The sequence below is a fragment of the Bradyrhizobium sp. McL0616 genome, from assembly GCF_049993385.1.
Taxonomy (GTDB): Bacteria; Pseudomonadota; Alphaproteobacteria; order Rhizobiales; family Xanthobacteraceae; genus Bradyrhizobium.
Genome location: NZ_CP188255.1, coordinates 5,477,335 through 5,495,805, shown reverse-complemented (window position 1 = coordinate 5,495,805; position 18,471 = coordinate 5,477,335). Strand labels below are relative to the sequence as shown.

Below are 18,471 nucleotides of genomic sequence, written 5' to 3'. Positions count from 1 at the left end.
CCCGATCAGGCCGGTTCGCGGGTCAGGATCAGCGAGGCGTTCTGGCCGCCGAAGCCGAACGAGTTCGACATCACCGCGGTGACGCGGGCATCGCGCGCCTTGTTGCCGACGACGTCGAACAGGATCGTGGGATCCGGATTGTCGTAGTTGATCGTCGGCGGGATGCGCTGATGCTCGAGCGTGAGCAGCGAGAAGATCGCCTCGACCGCGCCTGCCGCCGAGATGGTGTGGCCGACCATCGACTTGTTCGAGGTGACCGGAATCTTCTGCGCGAGATCGCCGAACACGGCCGATGTCGTGTTGTACTCCATCTTGTCGTTCTCGGGCGTCGCGGTGCCGTGTGCGTTGATGTGGTCGATCTGGTCCGGCGTCATGCCGGCATCGGCCAGCGTTTTGTTCATGCAGCCGATGATCGGCTTGCCGTCGGGCGAGGAGCGGGTGCGGTGGAAGGAATCGGTGAGCTCGCCGCAGCCGGCGATGACGCCGAGGATTTTTGCGCCGCGCGCGGTCGCCGCCTCATAGCTTTCCAGTACGAGCGCGCCGGCGCCTTCGGCCATGACGAAACCGTCGCGGTTCTTGGAGAAGGGGCGGGAGGCCGCCTGCGGCGGATCGTTCTGGGTCGACAGCGCCGAGAGCAGCGAGAAGCGCACCAGCGCCTCCGGGTTCACGGTGCCGTCGGTCGCCACGCACAGCGCGGCATCGGTCTCGCCGCGGCGGATCGCCTCGACGCCGAGCTGGATCGAGGTCGCGCCCGAAGCGCAGGCCGTCGACAGCGAAATCGGCGACCCCTTGGTGCCAAACGTCTCGGCGAGATAGGCGGCGACCGAGCCGAACATGAAGCGGTGATGATAGGCGCTGTACTTGCCGCCGCCGGAGATGCGCAGCAGATCGTCATAGGTGAAGTCAGGCTTGCCGACGGCGCGGCCGAGCTCGCGGCGCTGCGGCCATTCGACCTCGACCGGCGCGACAGCGAGGAACAGCGGGCCCGGGAAATCGCCCTTGGCGCCGATGCCGGCCTGGTCGAGCGCTTCCTGCGTGACCTGCTCGGCCATCCGCTCGGAGAGGCCGGTGGAGGAGAACGGATCGACGCTGACGAAATCGACCGTGCCAGCCATCGTCGTTCTCAGGCCGTCGACCGGAAAGCGCGTGATGGTGCGGATGCCGGATTCGCCGGCGACGAGCTTCGACCAATTATCGGCCTTGCCGTTGCCGAGCGAGGTCATGATGCCCATGCCGGTGACGACGACGACGGGACGTCCGAGTTTATCGCGTGGTGCAGTCATGTGTCCCCCAAACGAACGAGCTAAACCGCCTCGACCAGCGCCATGCCTTCGCCGCGCCAGTGTCCGGCTCCCACCACCACGATCTGGGTAGGTGCACCCTGCATTTCAATCTCGGTCCCGGTGGAATCGTTCGGCGGGAACAGCGCGCCGCGCGAGATCGAGAGCGCGGCGAGCGCAATCCCGAGCGGGAATTGCGTCTCCATGGTGTGGCCGAACATCGTGCCGGTCGACCGCACCGGGTAGTCGGAATGGCCATTCAGGAAGCCGCGTTCTTCGGTCGTGGCCGGCTCCGCGCCGGTCGCGCCCGAGATGATCGCGCCCTTGCCCTCGCGCTTGGGCAGCTTCGCCCATAGCTTCTCCAGCGTCGCTTCCATGTCGCCGCGTTGCTTGCGCCGGGCGAGATCGGCCACCACGCTCGACAGTTTTGCGAACGGCTTGGCGCCGCGCGCTTCGGCGTGTGCTTTGGACTCCAGCACCAGGAACGCGCCGGCCGAGCCGAGCGCGAAGCCGGCGTGGTCCTTGCGCGCCCACACCGGGGCGAACTTGTCCTTCAGATTGAAGTCGCCGAATTCGTAGAGGACCATGAGGTCCTTGCGCTCGCCGTTATGCGAGCCGCCAACGAGCGCAATGTCGCTCTCGCCCGAGGCGATGCGCGCCAGCGCGATGCGGGCTGCGTCGGCGCCCGCAACCTCTTCGCCCATGAAGGTGCGCGAGGTGCCGCCGAGACCGTGCACGATGGCGATGTTGCCGGCGAGGAGATTGGAGAGCTGGGCCAGAAACAGTGTCGGCCGCAGGTCGCTCATCAGCCGCTCGTTGAGGAAGCCGGGCGCATTGGCGCCCTTGGCCTCGGCGGTGAGCACGCCGGTGTCGACATTGAGATCGCGCTCGCCGCCGCCGGCGGCGACCACCATGTCGATCTTCGACAGGATGTCCTTGTTGCCCTTGATGCCTGCGGAATCCAGTGCCAGGCCTGCCGCATAGACGCCGATGCGCTGCCAGGCTTCCATCTGGCGCTGGTCGCCCTTCTTCGGGATCTGGCTGTCGAAGGAGACCGGCAGCAGCGGATGCACGATGAAGGGCGCAAAACCCTTCTCGTCGACATTGATGCGCTTCTCCTGGAGCGCGGTCCAATTGGCATCCAACCCCTCGCCGAGCGAGGTGGCGAGACCAATGCCGGTGATCCAGACTTCCGTCTGGCCAGGCTTCGAAGCAGTGTCAGTCATGGCGATACGGCCTGTTGCGGAAAGCCGACGCGCTTGGCGACCGCGTCCATGTATCCGCGCATATCCGGATTGGGGAAAGGAATCAGCGTGAAGGTGAGCGCCGAGTTTGCGCGCAGCTTGCCGCCGACTCTGATCTTGGCCTCGGTCATGGCGTAACCCGAGCCCTCATGGGCGAGCGTCGCCTCGAGGCTCATGAGATCGCCGGGGAAGACCGAGCCGCGCACCTTGGCTTCCTTGACGGCAGCAAGAATCGGCATGCGTTCGAACTTCAGGAGGCCAAGCAGGAGGAAACCCGAGGCCTGCGCCATCGATTCGATCAGGAGCACGCCGGGCATCAAGGGATAGCCCGGAAAGTGCCCCTCGAAGATGGTGCTCTCCTTCGGGACCAGGGCCTCGACGACGATCTTCTTCTCGTCGACGTTGAGGTCGACGATGCGATCAATCATGTGGAAGTATTCGAGTTGCATGATCGCCCGATTAGGCGCTTGCGCCCTTGGCGGCAACCAGTTCGTCGATGCGCGCGCACAGGTTCTTCAGCACGAAATACTGCTCGGTGGTCGCCTTGCCATCGTTGACCTCCTGGGTCCACTTTTCCAGCGGCAGCTTGATCCCGAATTGCTTGTCGATCGCGAACGCGATGTCCAGGAAATCGAGGCTGTCGATGCCGAGGTCATCGATGGCATGGCTATCCGGCGTGATCGTGTCGCGCGGGATGTCGCAGGTTTCAGCGATGATCGTAGCGACCTGATCGAATGTGGAGGACATCACTAAGCCTTTGATATATTGCGGATATCTGTCAGATGTTCCAGAGTGGAACGGTGGGCGGGCATCGCGCCCGGAATGACGCCCTCAAAGCCCCCTCTGGATGGGTCGGAAGCCCGTATATCGGAGCGCCGCCCTGAGTTCAATGGAGCCGGACAGGGCCCAGGGACAGGGTTGGGGATGCCGGCCGGGGAGCCGGGGAGAGCCCTTGGCCGGGAGCGCAGCCTAGATATGCGGTGTCGTGATCTTGACGCAGTCCCGCCGGCCCATCAGCACGCAATCCTGGGTCCGGCGCAGGTCGGCGATGCTGACCGCAAGCCAGATCCCGATCGCGGTCAGCGCGATGGTGAAAGCCAGCGCGGCAATGTTGGCGAGCATGCGATGGCGGAAGTCGTCGGCTTCCTCGCGGGGCTGCTCGTAGCGCGACAGGTCGAGCGGCTCGGGTGCCGCGTGCAACGGCTGTACGACACCGCCACCTCGGGGGACCACCGGGGAGGGCGTGGTGCGCGGCCTGAACTGGAGCACCCGGTGCTCCTCGTCCGAGGTTATGGGCCGCTGGGATTTCATGGGGCGGGGATCACTCCGAAGCAGCAAATTTTAGATAGCATACGGGGCACAAGCGTTGCAGAAAATCTTCTCAACGCGCACGTGCATTGCGCGTTGGCATGGTCTTTCGTCGCGCGCTGCGAACGACCGGCGGAACTGGTTGTCATCCCGGTGTCAGGGACGCCCGGGTTGCGCTGCAACAACAGACTGGGTGCTTTTGCGCGAACGCATTTTGCCGCCGCAACGCTCGTGGCATACTCCGGGAACCTTGGACCACCAGTTGCAACCAGATGAGGGCTTTCGACCATGACCACCAACGCGCGCGAGCCGAGAGTGCATCCGGTGCCGATCCTGTCGCTCCGGCCGACGCAGATGACGGTCGGCATGCGCGAGGTCAAGGAGAAGCGCAAGCGCTGGCGCGAGCACGACAAGAAGAAGCAGTCCGACCTGCTCGGCACCCACATGATCCCCGTCGTGCACGGGCCGGACGGACGCTATTACGTGATCGACCATCATCATCTCGGCCGCGCGCTGCACGACGAAGGCATCAAGCAGGTGCTGGTGACCATCGTCGGCGATCTCCGGATGGTCGAGCGCGAAGCGTTCTGGGGCGTGATGGACAACAAGCGCTGGGTCTATCCCTACGACGCCAAGGGCGAGCGCCGCCCGTTCCGCGATCTGCCAAAATCGGTCGTCGATCTCAAGGACGATCCCTTCCGCAGCCTCGCCGGCGAGCTTCGCCGCATGGGCGGCTTCGCCAAGGACACCACGCCGTTCTCCGAATTCCTGTGGGCCGACTTTCTGCGCCGAAAATTGTCGCGGAAGGCGGTCGACGCCAATTTCGACAAGTCGCTGGAGAAGGCGCTGGCGGCGGCCAAGAGCAAGGATGCGATCTATCTGCCGGGCTGGTGCGGACCGGCTGATGACGACTAAGCGCGACCCTCACATCAGTCGCGCTGAAAGATCTTGGCGCCGGGGTAGACGCGCCGGGCGTAAGTCACGACCAGCTCGCGATCCTGGGTCTCGATGAAGGGTGTCCGGATTCGACATGAGCCGACGATGAGGTGCCACAACCCATTGAGCCTCTGGATGGCGACGGTCATTTGAGGGCTCCTCGTAGAGGCTGCATTCCTGCATGAGCTGTTCATCATGCGATTCTCGATCGTGATCGCGCGCGCAAAATTCCCAACACGGCGCGCCTGGCGTAAAACGACGGTGACTATTGTTAGTCGCGCTATTCGCGCCTGACGTTCGCGTTCAGCTTGCGTCGCTTTGGACTAGTCCGTGAGCACAAGAGCCGCCCAAACCGTGCTTCGGCACGCGCTCTCGCGAACCGGAGCAGATCACAGTCTCTTGAGGGAAATCATTTTCCGGGTCGCACGAAGGCGTCCTGAAACAAAGCGATCCCATCTTAAGCAAGTAGCGAGCCTCCAAAGGAGGGTAAAATGCGTCGTCTTGCTTTCGCAGCCGCCGTGCTTGCGGTCGTCTCAGTTGGGTTTCATTCGTTCATCTCGGCTTCGCTGGCCGCCGCCAGGGACGCCAGGACAATCACGTTTGCCGAACGCTTTGCGCCGGCGCTCGAGTTGATGGCGAAGCAGCAGCAGAAGCCGTAGCGGCGTAGCGCGCTGCTGAAGGCAAAGGCGCTGTTCCCGCCTTCGCGCAACGTTGCCACATGCAGCTGTTTGCGGGGCAAAGGGAGTTGCGGTGGCGCCGGCTCTAACGCTCCCGGGGCTCCGCCTCGTGCGTGTCCTCTTTGCCGCCGAGCGCGCGATGCACCCGGTGCTCGATACGCCGGCCGACAGTGAGCAGCACGAAGGCGAGCGCCAGCGCGACTGCGACGATCTTCCACTGTCCGGCGCCGCAGACGATGCCGAGACAGGCGGCGAGGAAGGTGCAGGCGGCGCTGGTCAGGCCGCGGACGCGAAATCGCTCGCTCTCATGGACGATGACGCCGGCGCCGAGGAAGCCGATGCCGGTGAGGATACCCTGGATCACCCGGCTCGTGGCATCGGCGACCCTGGTGGGTTCGGCGAGTTGCAGCGCGAGCAGAACCACGGTCGCAGTGGAGAGGCCGACAATGCCGAGCGTCTTCAGCCCGATCGGCTTACCGTGCAGATCGCGGTTAAGTCCGATCGCGCTGCCGGCGAGTGTCGCGACGCCGAGGCGTAGCAGGATTTCAGGCCAGTCGAGCTCCGTCATTTTTTCGCAGTCATTTCTTCGGCAGGCGTCCCATCAGGTAGAACTCGTCGTTGGGCCGCATGCCGGTGAAATTCGCTAGCCGGTTCGACAGGGCGAAGAAGGCCGAGATCGCGGCGACGTCCCAGATGTCGTCGTCGCTGAGGCCATGCGGCGCGAGCGTCGCAAAATCGTCCTCGGAAATCCGTTGCGCATCCGCGGAGACCTTCATCGCGAAATCGAGCATCGCCCTCTGCCGCGGCGTGATGTCGGCCTTGCGGTAGTTCACCGCGATCTGGTCGGCGATCAGCGGGTTCTTGGCGCGGATGCGCAGGATCGCGCCATGGGCGATCACGCAATACTGGCACTGATTGGCTGCCGAGGTCGCCACCACGATCATCTCGCGCTCGGCCTTGGTGAGGCCGCCGTCCTTCTCCATCAGCGCGTCGTGATAGGCGAAGAAGGCGCGAAACTCGTCGGGACGATAGGCCAGCGTCAAAAACACGTTCGGCACGAAACCGCTCTTTTCCTGCACGGCGAGAAGACGCGTGCGGATGTCGTCGGGCAGCGTATCGAGGGCTGGGGCGGGAAAGCGTTGTGCGGGCTTTGTCATGGGCGTGGATTCCGGCTTGGGGCCGGCAACCATAGTCGATGCGGGGGCCGTGCTCAACTTTGCCCGCGGCAACAATCCAGAGTCTTTCCTTGGAGGGATTCTGGATTGCTTCGCTGCGCTCGCAATGACGAGGCTGAGGCGCGACCGTGGCCCTACCGCAGCGGCTTCTTCAAGAGCGAGAAGCGGTCCGGATCGAGCCCCATCGACGGTTGCAGCATCGGCGCTTCGACGGGGGCGAGCGTCTTGGTGGGTGGTTGCGAAAACACCGGATCGTTCGGCACGTCGCGCTGCGAGGTGGCGCCGCGCCAGCGCTCGAGAACGGCGCCGACGAAATGCATGTCGTGACCCGATGTCACGGAAGGAACGCTGCTGATAGTGGCTTCGCCGCGCGGCAATTGATGCGGCGGCACCTCCTTGAAGCGCAGGCGCGTCGGAAGTGCGACGCCTTCGCCGAACGCCAGCACCTCGCGGGTGCCGAGCGAGGGCACGAAGGACAGGAGGTTCGCGGCCGCGTCCGACACCGCGGCGCGGAGCAGCGCCTGGTCGCGCTCGTTGGCAAGACGCATCGTGAACAGCGTGTTGCACTGGGAGATGATGGTGGCGTCGAGCTCCGCCGGGCGCTGGGTGATGAGGCCGAGATAGACGCCGTATTTGCGGCCTTCCTTGGCGATGCGCGAGACCGCCTTGCGGGTCGGCCCAAAGCCGACATTGCGGTCCGCGGAGGCGTAACGGTGGGCTTCCTCGCAGACGAACAGCATCGGCGAGACGCCGTCGCTCCACAGGCCGAAGTCGAAGGCCATGCGGCACAGCACCGAGACGACGGAGTCGATGACCTCGGCCGGGAAGCCGGCGAGCTGCATCACCGTCATCGGCTTGCCGTTGGCGGGCAGGCGGAACAAATGGCTGATCACCTCGGCCATGGTGTCGCCGCCGACATTGGCATTGTCGAACATGAAGGCGTAGCGCGGGTCGTTGCGGACCGCTTCGATGCGCGAGATCAGCTTGTGATAGATGATGCGCGAGGAGCGGTTTTCGAGCTTGCCCATGCGCTCGTCGACCAGCGAGATCAAATCGACCAGGCGGTACGGCACCGGCGTGTCGACGGTGAAGCCGATCTGCTTGGGATCGACGCGCTTCAGGCCGAGGCGATCGGTGTTCTGATACTGGGTGTAGATGCCCTTGGCGATCGGGATCACCTCGGCGAGGACATCGAGCTCCTCCGGCACGCCGGCGCGGCCGCCGAACAGCACGTCGACGATTTCCTCGAAGTTGAACAGCCAGAACGGCAGCTTCAGGTTTCGCGGGTTGAGCACCAGCGCGCGGTCGCCGAAGCAGCGGCCATATTCGTTGTGGACGTCGAGCAGGAAGATGCGCAGGTTAGGCCGCGCTTTCAGGATCTCGTTGAGCAGCAGCGACACGCCGGTCGATTTGCCGACGCCGGTCGATCCCAACACCGCGAAGTGCTTGGAGAGCATTTCCTCGATATCGACATAGGCGACGACGGATCGGTCCTGCTGGAGGAAGCCGACATTGATCTGGTCCGACCCGGTCGGCGCGTAGATGGTGCGCAGCTCCTGGCTGGTGATCAGGTCGACCGCGTCGCCGATGGTCGGATAGTTGGTGACGCCGCGCTGAAACTTGGCCTTGTCGGCGGCATTGTGGATTTCGCCGAGCAGGTCGACCGACGCGATCGCGATCAAATTGTCGGTGGTCGAGAGGTTCTCGCAAGAGACCTCGGTTATCATGGCGACGATGACGGAACTGGCGCAGCGGATGCTGACGAACCGGCCGACGGTGGCCCGAACCTCCGAGACCGGCATCTGGCTTTCCGCCAGAAGCCCGACCCGGGCGAGCGATCCGCGTACCGAAATCACGCGTCCAAAGGATGTCACGATGGATGAACCTGGCAAGACCGAGGAGTTTAACCCTGACTATGCGAGCTGGGGCTGCACAAACTGTTAAGCGGCAGGGGCGGGAGCTTTGTTAAATGTACCGAAATTCGGCGGGGTGGTTTGTACGTAATGCATACTTGGGGACGGAATCTGCCGGAATATGCTGGTTTTCTGGGCCGATGGACCTGAAAGCACTTAAGGAAGATTTTACCATTCGCCCAGTCGGTTCGGCCGTTCGGAGGACCGGCCGCCGACGCCTGCGGGGACCGGCTGGCGCCGGAGCGAAGCTTTGCTTTGTTGACGGGACATAATCATTTGTACATTAGTACAAATGAATCCGCGGCCGTCGGCGCCGCCCGGACGCGCCCATGATCATTGCGTCTCGCGCCTGATTGCGCGATCCGGTGCAGCGGATCGAAAGCCCACGCCTTGCTAGCCAAGTTTTGGAGGACACCATGCAGCCCGAACCGATCCTCGATCTCGCTCATCTCGGCCACATGGAGCTGCTGACGCCCAAGCCGGACGAGAGCCTGAAATTCTTCGTCGACGTCATGGGCATGACCGTCAGCGGGCAGAAGGGCGACTCGGTCTATTTGCGCGGCTGGGACGATTACGAGCGCTATTCGCTGAAGCTCACGGCGTCCAAAACCTCTGGCATGGAACACATGGCGCTCCGTGCGCGCAGCCAGCAGGCGCTGGAGCGCCGCGTTGCCGCGCTGAAGGGCTCCGGCTTCGAGATCGGCTGGATCGATGGCGACATGGGGCAGGGGCCGACCTTCCGCTGCCGCGATCCCGACGGCCACATCGTCGAGCTCTATTACGAGACCGAATGGTATCAGGCGCCGCCGGAGCTCAAGCCGGCGCTGAAGAACCAGGCGCAGCGTTTTCCTGCGCGCGGCGTCAATGTCCGCCGCCTCGACCATCTCAACTGTCTCGCCGTCGACATCAAGGCCAACCGGGAGTTCTTTGAGAACTATCTCGGCTGCCGGCTCACGGAGCAGATCGTGCTCAACGACGGGCGTGAAGCGGCGATGTGGCTGACGATGTCGAACAAGAGCTACGACTTCGCCTATTCGCTCGACCACTCGGGCACGCGCGGCCGCTTCCACCACGTCACCTACGCGCTCGACAGCCGCGAGGAGATTCTTCGCGCCGCCGATATCTTCCTGGAGAACGGCGTCCATATCGAGACCGGCCCGCACAAGCACGCAATTCAGCAGACGTTCTTTCTCTATGTCTACGAGCCCGGCGGCAACCGCGTCGAAGTCGCCAATGCCGGCGCACGCCTCATTCTCGCACCGGACTGGAAGCCGATCGTGTGGACGGAGGAGGAGCGCAAGAAGGGCCAGGCCTGGGGCTTGAAGACGATCGAGTCGTTCCACACCCACGGCACGCCGCCGGTGGAAGCGAAGAAGCACGCTTGATTTAGTGCGCGGATGGTCGCACGCGCGCGATCGTCTCGCGAACACCGGTCCACGCCGGCTTGTCGGGCGCGAACTGCCCGCGCAGGAACGTCACGAGCTCTTCGACCTGCGCGTCGCTCATGCTGTTCTTGAAGGCGGGCATGTAGCCGAGGTCACTCGAGGCGGGCTCGGTGACGCCGTGCAGGATGATTTGCACAAGATTGTCCGGTGTCGCGCTGTGCAGATTGCTGTTGAGTGCGAGCGACGGCCGGCTGCCGAACAGCGGCAGGCCGCCGACCTCGTGGCAGACGGCGCAGGCGCCTTGATAGAGCCGCGCGCCTGCCGAGGCGGCGATGGTGACCTGCGTTGCGCTTTCGAGCTTGGCGGCAAGCGCATCATGCGTCCGGCCATCGGTCGCGGCGTCGTTGAACGCATTGAGATAGACCGCCATCGCGCGGATGTCGTGATCGGGAACGGCGCTGAGATCCCTGATGATCGGCGCCATCGGACCAGCGGCGACACCGTGGTGGCGCGAATGGCCGGTGCGCAAATAGGCGAAAAGCTCGTCTTCGCTCCACGGAATCGGCGCATGCGAGAGCGAAGTTAGCGGTGGCGCCTCCCAGCCCTCGGCAAAGCCGCCGGCGAGATAGGCTTCGCGCTGCTCGGCGCCGAGCGCATTGCGCGGCGAATGGCAGGCGCTGCAATGGCCGAGGCTCTCGACCAGATAAGCACCGCGATTCCACGGCTCGGATTTCGCAGGATCGGGTTTGAATTCGCGCGTCTGATGAAACAGCGCATTCCATCCTGCAAGCAGCGGACGGAGATTGAACGGGAAAGCAAGCGTGTTCGCTGGCGGCGTCGCGCGCACCGCGGGCTGCGCCATCAGATAGGCGTAGAGCGCCTGCAGGTCGGCCTCGCTGGTCTTGGCGAAATGCGTGTAGGGGAAGGCGGGATAGAGCTGGCGTCCGTCGCGATGCAGTCCGTCGCGCATCGCGCGCTCGAAGGCGGGATAGGACCAGGCGCCGATGCCGGTTTCGACATCAGGCGTGATGTTGGTCGCGTAGATCGTGCCGAATGGCGTCTCCAGCGCGCGCCCGCCGGCGTTCACCGCGCCTCGAAGCGTGGTGTGGCACCCCGCACAATTGCCGAGCGCCGCCAGTTGCTGGCCGCGCGCGATGGTTGCCGCTGAATAGACCGATGCATCGGGCCGCGCGATCGGCGCGATGGCGCGCCCGGGCAGAAGCGCTGCGCCGACGCCAATCGCAGCAGTGCAGACGGCCGCGATCGTTGCAAAAATGCCGGCGCGTTTGGCGAAAGGATCTTGCCAGCTGCGAGACGGCGGCGAGGCTGCGGGCGCGGGCAGTGCCTGCGGCGTGGCCGTCGCTTCGCCGTGCAATCCCCTGAGGATACGCTCCGGCGTGAACGGCGGCTCGCGAAAGCGCACGCCGGTGGCATCGAAGATCGCGTTCGCAATTGCCGCCGCACTCGGCACCGATGCGGACTCGCCGACGCCGAGCGGCGGCTGGTCCGGTCGCGGCAGCAACAGCACGTCGATCTTGGGCACGTCGGGGAAGGGGATGATCGGATAGGCACCCCATTCGCGTGCCGCCACCGCGCCGCGCTCGAACGAGACCTCTTCCATCAGGGCGCGGCTGGTGGACTGGATGACGTTGCCGTGGATCTGGTGGCGCACGCCGTCCGGATTGATCATCAATCCGGAATCTTGCCCGGCGACGACTCGCGTCACACTCACATCGCCGGTGGTCTTGTTCACGGCAACGTCGGCAACCCAGGCCGACCACGCCGCGCCATAGCCAGGAAACTTGCTGTGGACGTAGAGCGCATAGGCAAAGCCGCGCCCATGCACGATTTCGCCGTCCTTCTCGTCGCGAACCGGCCGCGGCGTCCAGCCCGCACGCTCGGCCACCGCATTGACGAGATCGACCGCGCGCTGGTCTTTCAGATAGCGCAGGCGGTATTCGATCGGATCGACACTGGCCTCGGTCGCGAGCTCGTCGATATAGGATTCATGCGCAAAGGTGTTCGGCAGCGCCGAGACGCCGCGAAGCCACGACGCGCGCACGATCGGCGCCATGTCGTGGGCAACGACGCGCATGTGGTCATAGTCGTAAGGCGGAATCGCGGTGCGGTCGCCCATCTGGAGAACGTCCGGCTCCGGTGAAATCCGTCCCGTCAGCAACAGGGCCAGCGTTGGCGCCGCATTCGAGGGATAGCGCGTGGCGAGATCGTAGCCGGCGACCCCGCCGTCGGCGTTGAGCCCGCCATTGACGTCGATGAGTTGCGCGGTGCCCTTGGGCTCCCAGGCGTGCTCCTGCTCGCGCGTCAGCTGTACCCGCACGGGACGGCCGACCGCACGCGAGAGCAGCAGTGCATCCGCGGCGACGTCGTCGGCGCAGTTGCGGCCGTAGCAGCCGGCGGCCTCGAGCCGGATCACCTCGATCTCGCTCTCGGGACGCTCGATCAGGAGTGCCAGATCGCCGCGCAGTAAGTGCGGATTTTGCGTGCCCGACCAGACCCGGATATTGCCGTCGCTGCAATCGGCGACCGCGCAAGACGGACCGATCGAGGCATGCATCTGATACGGCCAGACGTAAGTGCGCTGGATCGGCTTGGCCGCACCGGCGATGGCCGCGCTGACGTCGCCCTTATCGATCAGCGTGCGTGGTGTCGACGGATTGGTGCGCAGCGCATTCTCGACATCGGCGAGATCGGTGAGCTGCGGCGTCGGCTTCCAGCTCACCTTGAGCTGCTCCGCCGCGCGTATCGCATTCTCCTCGCGCTCCGCAACGACGCCAACAAAGTCCCCGATGCGCACGACGGCGGCGAGGTCGGGAATATCGCGCACCGAGGATTCGTCGACCGCGATCAGGCTGGTGCCGACGAACGGTCCGGCATCGACGCCGGCATAGGGCGGGCGCACCATGCGGCCGTGCAGCATGCCGGGCACGCGGATGTCGTGGACAAAGGTCAGCTCGCCCGTGGCCTTGGCCGGCAGATCGACGCGCGGCATCGACTGGCCGACGATGGCGTAATCGCCGACGGCCTTGACCTGCACGTCGTCGGCAAGCTCCAGGCGGATGGTCTCGCCGCCGATCAACTCGCCATAGCTGACGCTGCGATTGTGCCCGCGGACGAGGCCGTCCTCGACGCTGAGATCGGCGGCGGGAAGCTCCAGTCGTTCGGCCGCGCGGGCAATCAGGAAGTGCCGCGCCTGCGCAGCGGCCTTGCGCAACGGGACTGCGGTGATCTGGATGGTTTCGCTGGCGATCGTCGCGCCCTGGTTCGGCACGATGGCGGTGTCGCCGAGCACCAAGACGACGCGTGCGAACGACACGTCGAGCTCCTCGGCGACGATCTGCCCGAGTGCGGTGCGGATGCCGGTGCCGAGATCGACATGGCCGTTATAGGCCGAGACCGATCCATCCGCGGTGATGCGGACAAAGGTCTCTGATGTGATCTCGTCCACCGTGCGGACGACGACGAGCGAACCGGATTGCCGCTCGGCTCTTTTCGAGGAAGGGGAGGCCATCAATCGCCGGCCTCGGCGAGTTGGCCGGACGCGCGCATCACGGCGCGCAGGATTTCGACATGCGTACCGCAGCGGCAGAGATTGTAGCGCAGCGCAGCCATGGCCTCCTGCTCGGTGGGACGCGGGTTGATCGCGAGCAGCGCCTTGGTGGTCATGATCATGCCGTTGAGGCAATAGCCGCATTGCGCGGCCTGCTCGTCGATGAAAGCCTGCTGCACCACGTCCGGCATGTCGCGCGTGCCGAGCCCTTCAAGCGTCACGATGTCGCGTCCGGCGCAGCCGCTAATCGGAATGACGCAGGAGCGCGCGGCGGTGCCGTCGATCAGGACAGTGCAGGTGCCGCATTCGCCGAGACCGCAACCATATTTCGGGCCGTTCAGCGCGAGATCATTGCGCAGCACATAGAGCAGCGGCGTCTGCGGTGCCGCCGTGACGTCGTGGATGCCGCCGTTCACGGTGAGGCGGATCGGTGTCTGCGTCATCCTCGTTTCCAAAGCCCCCACGACCATGCGGTCACAAAAATTGTACGTCGCGACGATACCGTTTGTACACAAACGTGCAAGCCGCCATGCCGCAGTGCAGCGCGGCTGCCCGCTTTGTGGACAGAGCCGGGAGGCAAATGAGGTTTTATTCGGCAGGCACGTCTTTTCGCGCGCGGCGCCGCTTGACAGCTATCGGGACCGCGCGCAACATCGTTCGTGTACGAATGATAAGCCCCTGTGATCTGCTGGCTTGCACATGGTGACAGAAACGACGAGCGCCGCCACCGACAAGATCCGCTGCGATGCGTGTCCGGTGATGTGCTACATCAAGCCAGGCGCGGCGGGCGCCTGCGATCGCTATGCCAATGATGACGGCAAGCTCGTTCGCGTCGATCCGCACATCATCCTCGAGCGCACGGTGTCGCATGGCGGCAAGCTGGTGCCGTTCAGTCGCACCGAAGATTGGGACGGCAAGATCGTCCACGAGCCCTCGACCTTCGTGACCGCGATCGGTGCGGGCACCACCTATCCCGACTACAAGCCCGCGCCGTTCATCGTCTCCTCCGAGGTCGATGGCGTCGACATGGTGACCGTCGTCACCGAGGGCATCTTCTCCTATTGCGGCATCAAGGTGAAGATCGACACCGATCGCTATCTCGGGCCGGAAACCGCGACCGTGCGCGCGCAGGGCGAAGCGGTCGGCCACGTCACGACCAGCGAATACGGCTCGCAGATGCTGTCGCTGGGCGGCGTGCATCATCTCACCGGCGGCTCCAAGAAGGAGGGCCGTGTCACCTGCGACACGCTGATGGACCTCGCCAATTGCAAGGCGGTCGAACTCACCGTCGACGGCGGCGCGAGCGTGGTGGTGCAGGCCGGCCAGCCGCCGATAGTCAACGGCGCCAAGGAAGAGCGGATGCGCGTCGGCTGCGGCTCGGCGACGATCGGCATGTTCGCCAAGCAATGGCACGGCAAGGTCGATGAGGTGGTCGTGGTCGATGACCACATCACCGGGGTGCTCAGCGAACACCAGGCCGGCAAGCTGCTCGATATCGCCGACACCGGCATCAAGATGAAGGGCCGGCGCTCGACGCCCGGCCGCTATTTCCAGGTCGCCGATCCCGGCACGGGATGGGGCGGGACCAACATTTCCGACCCGCTGTCGATCCTCGGACCGTTCGACGCGAAGGAAGCCAAGGCTGGCCTCTCGATGCTGATGGTCTCCACAACCGGCGAGCATTCGTCCTATTATGTGCTCGACGAAGCCCTGAAGCCGGTCGAAACTGAAATGCCGACCGACCTGAAATTTTCGGTCGAGCGCATTCAGGAAAACTGCGAACCGGCACTGTGCACGGTGCTGTTCATGGCCGGTGCCGGCGGTTCGTTGCGCGCGGGCGTCACCGACAATCCGGTGCGGCTGACGCGCTCGGTGAAGGACGCACTGACGCGTGTCACCAGCGGCGGCGCGGCGGTCTATGTCTGGCCGGGCGGCGGTATCACCTACATGGTCGACGTGACGCAGATGCCTTCAGGCGCGTTCGGTTACGTGCCGACGCCGGCGCTGGTCGCGCCGATCGAATTCACGATGAAGCTGACCGACTATGCCGCGCTCGGCGGGCACATGGATTATGTCAAGCCGCTGTCCGAGGTGAGGAGCGGCGACGATGTCCGGCAGTTGCCCTGGCAGAACCCGATTCCAGGGCGCCGGGCATGACCAGGCTCCCGCAAATCGCATTGCTGTCTGATGGCCGGCGGCTGCATTTGCAGGATGGACCGATTGATCTGATCGTTGAGGCGAGGGGACGCGAGCACGAGGTGCGCGCGGCCTATGAGGCCGCAGCGCGCCGTTTCAACGGCCTGCTTGATGAGCTCTGCACTGAGCTGGCCGAATTGCGCAAGGCTGCGGAACCCGGGTTGTGTTGGCTGGACGGCGTTGTCGCACGTCGCATGCATGCCGCCGTTGCGCCTTATGCCGCCGATTGCTTCATCACGCCGATGGCCGCGGTTGCCGGCAGTGTGGCGGAGGAGATTCTTGGCGCGATGCTGGGCGTTGCATCGCTCGACCAGGCATATGTCAACAATGGCGGCGACATCGCGCTGCATCTTGGCAAGCGCGAGCATTTCTCGGTTGGCCTGATGGACCGGCCCGATCGCGACGGCGTGATGCGGGCGATGAAGATCGATGCGAACGATCCCGTGCGGGGCATTGCGACCAGCGGGCGCCACGGCCGCAGCTTTTCGCTCGGCATTGCCGATGCCGTGACGGTGCTGGCGGCAACGGCATCGCAGGCCGATGCGGCAGCCACGATCATCGCCAACGCCGTCGATCTGCCGGGGCATCCCGCCATCATCCGGAAGCCTGCGAACGAGCTTCTGCCTGACAGCGATCTCGGCGCGCGTCTCGTCACCCGCGGCGTCGGTGAATTGTCGCGGGCTGAGATTGCGGCCGCGCTCGAATCTGGCGCGGAATGTGCACGGCAATTATTCGATCGCGGATTGATCGAGGATGCCGTGTTGCAGCTTTGTGGTGATATGCTTGTCATCGGAACAAAAGATATTGAACGGCAACGACCGCTCCCGCTCCCGCTTTCGCTGGAGAATGCGGTTCATGCCTGAGCAGGGAAGCGAAACATGAGCGCGATCATCCGCAAGATCGTCACCGTCGTCGAAGAGACGCAGATGGAGATGGGGCGCCATGTGTCGCCGCCGACCCGGCGTGCCGCGGCGATCGCCGTGATCGAGAATCCCTTTGCCGGAAAATATGTCGAGGACCTTTCGCCGCTGATCGCGATCGGCGAGGAACTCGGCGATCTCTTGTCGAAGCGCGCAGTGGCGGCGCTCGGAATCGATGGTTCCAAGGCGCAGAGCTATGGCAAGGCCGCGGCCGTCGGCGAGAACGGCGAGCTGGAACATGCCGCCGCAATCCTTCACCCGAAGATGGGCGCGCCGGTGCGCAAGGTGCTGAGCAAGGGCGCGGCGTTGATTCCCTCCTCGAAGAAGCGCAGCGGTCCCGGCACGACGCTGGATATTCCCTTGGGCCACAAGGATGCGGCTTTCGTGCGCAGCCATTTCGACGGCATGGAAGTGCAAATCAACGACGCGCCGCGGGCGAACGAGATCATGGTCGCGGTCGCCGTTACCGACAGCGGCCGTCCGCTGCCGCGCGTCGGCGGGCTGACGGTTGCCGAGGTCAAGGGCGAAGACGGTCTGAGATAGCGCATGATCCGGAGAGGTGGGCATCAGCTCTCCGATACGATCATTCACAAGACGTAAAGAGTTCAAAACTGGAGGTTGGGATGCGAGCAAGAAACTATTTCGTCGGCGCGGCCTTCGCGCTTCTGGCGGGCGGCATGGCTCATTCGGCCGTGGCGCAGGAGATCAAGATCGGCGAGATCAACAGCTACTCGCTGCTGCCGGCCTTCACCGAGCCTTATCGCAAGGGATGGCAACTCGCGGTCGAAGAGATCAACGCGGCCGGCGGCATCAACGGCAAGAAGCTCGTCGTCATCTCCAAGGACGACGGCGGCAAGCCGGCTGACGCGCAGACCGCCGCCAATGAACTGGTCTCCAGCGAGGGCGTCGCGATGCTCACGGGCACGTTCCTGTCGAACATTGGCCTTGCCGTCAGCGACTTCGCCAACCAGAAGAAGGTGTTTTTCCTCGCGGCCGAGCCGCTGACGGATGCCGTCACCTGGTCGAAGGGCAACAAGTACACCTTCCGCCTGCGTCCCTCCAACTACATGCAGGCGGCGATGCTGGTGGAAGCCGCCGCCAAGCTGCCGGCCAAGCGTTGGGCAACGATCGCGCCGAACTATGAATATGGCCAGTCGGCGGTCGCGGTATTCAAGAAGCTGATGTCGGAGAAGCGTCCGGACATCCAGTGGGTCGACGAGCAGTGGCCGCCGCAAGGCAAGATCGATGCGGGCCCGGTGGTGCAGGCGGTTGCCGCGGCCAATCCCGAAGCGATCCTCAACGTCACCTTCGGCGCCGACCTCGTGAAGCTCGTGCGTGAAGGCAATACCCGCGGCCTGTTCAAGGGACGCGAAGTCGTGTCCTTCCTGACCGGCGAGCCGGAATATCTCGATCCGCTCAAGGAGGAGACGCCCGACGGCTGGATCGTCACCGGTTATCCCTGGTACTCGATCAAGACCCCGGAGCATGACGCGTTCCTGAAGGCCTATCAGGCCAAGTACAACGACTATCCGCGCCTCGGCTCCATCGTCGGCTATCAGACCATCAAGTCGGCGGCTGCGATCCTCGCCAAGGCCGGTTCGACCGATCCGGAGAAGCTGATCGCCGCGGCCGAAGGGCTGTCGGTCGGCTCGCCGCTCGGCGAGATCACCTTCCGCAAGATCGACCACCAGTCGACCCTCGGCGCTTACGTCGGCAAGACCGCGTTGAAGGACGGCAAGGGCGTGATGGTGGACTCCACCTACAAGAAGGGCTCGGACTATCTGCCGAGCGACGCCGAAGTCGAGAAGCTGCGTCCGAAGGATTGATGCTCTTTCTCTCCCTCTCCCCGCAAGCGGGGAGAGGTGACCC

18 protein-coding genes are annotated in these 18,471 nt (G+C 64.5%); 7 read left to right on the top strand and 11 right to left on the bottom strand.

The genetic code is table 11. The features are described from left to right. Positions 1-5: 5 nt before the first annotated feature. The 5 genes from ACPPVR_RS26935 to ACPPVR_RS26915 all read right to left on the bottom strand — a co-directional run bounded on the left by ACPPVR_RS26935 (position 6) and on the right by ACPPVR_RS26915 (position 3,835). Positions 6-1,283, bottom strand: a complete 1,278-nt coding sequence (locus ACPPVR_RS26935; RefSeq protein ID WP_426609589.1) for a beta-ketoacyl-ACP synthase — start codon at positions 1,281-1,283, stop codon at positions 6-8. 20 nt (positions 1,284-1,303) lie between these two features. Then, a complete protein-coding gene (locus tag ACPPVR_RS26930; RefSeq protein ID WP_426609588.1) occupies positions 1,304-2,506 on the bottom strand; it encodes a beta-ketoacyl-ACP synthase in 1,203 nt (400 codons plus the stop codon). Then, complete coding sequence (locus ACPPVR_RS26925; RefSeq protein ID WP_426609587.1) at positions 2,503-2,973, bottom strand: 3-hydroxyacyl-ACP dehydratase FabZ family protein; 471 nt, start codon at positions 2,971-2,973, stop codon at positions 2,503-2,505. Before ACPPVR_RS26925 ends, ACPPVR_RS26930 begins: the two co-directional genes overlap by 4 nt. A gap of 10 nt (positions 2,974-2,983) precedes the next feature. Continuing rightward, positions 2,984-3,271, bottom strand: a complete 288-nt coding sequence (locus ACPPVR_RS26920) for an acyl carrier protein (protein WP_007592476.1) — start codon at positions 3,269-3,271, stop codon at positions 2,984-2,986. A 222-nt stretch (positions 3,272-3,493) separates the two neighbouring features. Next, positions 3,494-3,835 (bottom strand): hypothetical protein, encoded by a 342-nt coding sequence (locus ACPPVR_RS26915; protein WP_426609586.1) that lies wholly within the window; start codon positions 3,833-3,835, stop codon positions 3,494-3,496. A 285-nt stretch (positions 3,836-4,120) separates the two neighbouring features. Between ACPPVR_RS26915 and ACPPVR_RS26910 the strand changes: the two genes are divergently transcribed. Next, positions 4,121-4,747, top strand: coding sequence for a ParB-like protein (locus ACPPVR_RS26910; RefSeq protein ID WP_426609585.1), 627 nt, complete (start codon positions 4,121-4,123; stop codon positions 4,745-4,747). Between the two features lie 14 nt (positions 4,748-4,761). On the opposite strand, the gene ACPPVR_RS26905 is transcribed toward ACPPVR_RS26910, so the two are convergent. Then, positions 4,762-4,917: a hypothetical protein gene (locus ACPPVR_RS26905; RefSeq protein ID WP_426609584.1), complete on the bottom strand. Its 156-nt coding sequence runs from the start codon at positions 4,915-4,917 to the stop codon at positions 4,762-4,764. 342 nt (positions 4,918-5,259) lie between these two features. Here ACPPVR_RS26905 and ACPPVR_RS26900 point away from each other — a divergent pair, with 342 nt between their 5' ends. Further along, on the top strand, positions 5,260-5,427 hold the full coding sequence (locus tag ACPPVR_RS26900) for a hypothetical protein (protein ID WP_426609583.1): 168 nt from the start codon (positions 5,260-5,262) through the stop codon (positions 5,425-5,427). A 103-nt stretch (positions 5,428-5,530) separates the two neighbouring features. On the opposite strand, the gene ACPPVR_RS26895 is transcribed toward ACPPVR_RS26900, so the two are convergent. The 3 genes from ACPPVR_RS26895 to ACPPVR_RS26885 all read right to left on the bottom strand — a co-directional run bounded on the left by ACPPVR_RS26895 (position 5,531) and on the right by ACPPVR_RS26885 (position 8,494). Beyond that, entirely contained in the window at positions 5,531-6,013 is a 483-nt protein-coding gene (locus ACPPVR_RS26895; protein ID WP_426609582.1) for an MgtC/SapB family protein, read from the bottom strand. A gap of 10 nt (positions 6,014-6,023) precedes the next feature. Further along, positions 6,024-6,602 (bottom strand): peroxidase-related enzyme, encoded by a 579-nt coding sequence (locus ACPPVR_RS26890; RefSeq protein WP_426609581.1) that lies wholly within the window; start codon positions 6,600-6,602, stop codon positions 6,024-6,026. Positions 6,603-6,754: 152 nt separating this feature from the next. Continuing rightward, positions 6,755-8,494 (bottom strand): ATP-binding protein, encoded by a 1,740-nt coding sequence (locus tag ACPPVR_RS26885; RefSeq protein ID WP_426609580.1) that lies wholly within the window; start codon positions 8,492-8,494, stop codon positions 6,755-6,757. A 455-nt stretch (positions 8,495-8,949) separates the two neighbouring features. On the opposite strand from ACPPVR_RS26885, the gene ACPPVR_RS26880 reads away from it, so the two are divergent. Further along, positions 8,950-9,918 (top strand): catechol 2,3-dioxygenase, encoded by a 969-nt coding sequence (locus ACPPVR_RS26880; RefSeq protein ID WP_426609579.1) that lies wholly within the window; start codon positions 8,950-8,952, stop codon positions 9,916-9,918. Between the two features lies 1 nt (position 9,919). On the opposite strand, the gene ACPPVR_RS26875 is transcribed toward ACPPVR_RS26880, so the two are convergent. Both ACPPVR_RS26875 and ACPPVR_RS26870 read right to left on the bottom strand, forming a co-directional pair. Next, positions 9,920-13,447: a molybdopterin cofactor-binding domain-containing protein gene (locus ACPPVR_RS26875; protein WP_426609578.1), complete on the bottom strand. Its 3,528-nt coding sequence runs from the start codon at positions 13,445-13,447 to the stop codon at positions 9,920-9,922. Next, entirely contained in the window at positions 13,447-13,929 is a 483-nt protein-coding gene (locus ACPPVR_RS26870) for a (2Fe-2S)-binding protein (RefSeq protein ID WP_426609577.1), read from the bottom strand. Before ACPPVR_RS26870 ends, ACPPVR_RS26875 begins: the two co-directional genes overlap by 1 nt. 256 nt (positions 13,930-14,185) lie before the next feature. Between ACPPVR_RS26870 and ACPPVR_RS26865 the strand changes: the two genes are divergently transcribed. The 4 genes from ACPPVR_RS26865 to ACPPVR_RS26850 all read left to right on the top strand — a co-directional run bounded on the left by ACPPVR_RS26865 (position 14,186) and on the right by ACPPVR_RS26850 (position 18,428). Further along, positions 14,186-15,643 carry a 6-hydroxynicotinate reductase gene (locus tag ACPPVR_RS26865; protein WP_426609576.1) on the top strand — a complete coding sequence of 486 codons (1,458 nt, stop codon included), beginning with the start codon at positions 14,186-14,188 and terminating at the stop codon, positions 15,641-15,643. Further along, positions 15,640-16,545 (top strand): UPF0280 family protein, encoded by a 906-nt coding sequence (locus tag ACPPVR_RS26860; RefSeq protein WP_426609575.1) that lies wholly within the window; start codon positions 15,640-15,642, stop codon positions 16,543-16,545. The genes ACPPVR_RS26865 and ACPPVR_RS26860 overlap by 4 nt, the downstream gene beginning before the upstream one ends. Before the next feature lie 15 nt (positions 16,546-16,560). Next, on the top strand, positions 16,561-17,145 hold the full coding sequence (locus ACPPVR_RS26855) for an amino acid synthesis family protein (protein ID WP_426609574.1): 585 nt from the start codon (positions 16,561-16,563) through the stop codon (positions 17,143-17,145). A gap of 80 nt (positions 17,146-17,225) precedes the next feature. Further along, positions 17,226-18,428, top strand: coding sequence for an ABC transporter substrate-binding protein (locus ACPPVR_RS26850; RefSeq protein ID WP_426609573.1), 1,203 nt, complete (start codon positions 17,226-17,228; stop codon positions 18,426-18,428). Positions 18,429-18,471: the final 43 nt, after the last annotated feature.

Coding starts and splice junctions, on each gene's coding strand:
- ACPPVR_RS26935 (WP_426609589.1), bottom strand. CDS start 1,283: ATGACTGCACCACGCGATAAACTCGGACGTCCCGTCGTCGTCGTCACC.
- ACPPVR_RS26930 (WP_426609588.1), bottom strand. CDS start 2,506: ATGACTGACACTGCTTCGAAGCCTGGCCAGACGGAAGTCTGGATCACC.
- ACPPVR_RS26925 (WP_426609587.1), bottom strand. CDS start 2,973: ATGCAACTCGAATACTTCCACATGATTGATCGCATCGTCGACCTCAAC.
- ACPPVR_RS26920 (WP_007592476.1), bottom strand. CDS start 3,271: ATGTCCTCCACATTCGATCAGGTCGCTACGATCATCGCTGAAACCTGC.
- ACPPVR_RS26915 (WP_426609586.1), bottom strand. CDS start 3,835: ATGAAATCCCAGCGGCCCATAACCTCGGACGAGGAGCACCGGGTGCTC.
- ACPPVR_RS26910 (WP_426609585.1), top strand. CDS start 4,121: ATGACCACCAACGCGCGCGAGCCGAGAGTGCATCCGGTGCCGATCCTG.
- ACPPVR_RS26905 (WP_426609584.1), bottom strand. CDS start 4,917: ATGACCGTCGCCATCCAGAGGCTCAATGGGTTGTGGCACCTCATCGTC.
- ACPPVR_RS26900 (WP_426609583.1), top strand. CDS start 5,260: ATGCGTCGTCTTGCTTTCGCAGCCGCCGTGCTTGCGGTCGTCTCAGTT.
- ACPPVR_RS26895 (WP_426609582.1), bottom strand. CDS start 6,013: ATGACGGAGCTCGACTGGCCTGAAATCCTGCTACGCCTCGGCGTCGCG.
- ACPPVR_RS26890 (WP_426609581.1), bottom strand. CDS start 6,602: ATGACAAAGCCCGCACAACGCTTTCCCGCCCCAGCCCTCGATACGCTG.
- ACPPVR_RS26880 (WP_426609579.1), top strand. CDS start 8,950: ATGCAGCCCGAACCGATCCTCGATCTCGCTCATCTCGGCCACATGGAG.
- ACPPVR_RS26875 (WP_426609578.1), bottom strand. CDS start 13,447: ATGGCCTCCCCTTCCTCGAAAAGAGCCGAGCGGCAATCCGGTTCGCTC.
- ACPPVR_RS26870 (WP_426609577.1), bottom strand. CDS start 13,929: ATGACGCAGACACCGATCCGCCTCACCGTGAACGGCGGCATCCACGAC.
- ACPPVR_RS26865 (WP_426609576.1), top strand. CDS start 14,186: ATGGTGACAGAAACGACGAGCGCCGCCACCGACAAGATCCGCTGCGAT.
- ACPPVR_RS26860 (WP_426609575.1), top strand. CDS start 15,640: ATGACCAGGCTCCCGCAAATCGCATTGCTGTCTGATGGCCGGCGGCTG.
- ACPPVR_RS26855 (WP_426609574.1), top strand. CDS start 16,561: ATGAGCGCGATCATCCGCAAGATCGTCACCGTCGTCGAAGAGACGCAG.
- ACPPVR_RS26850 (WP_426609573.1), top strand. CDS start 17,226: ATGCGAGCAAGAAACTATTTCGTCGGCGCGGCCTTCGCGCTTCTGGCG.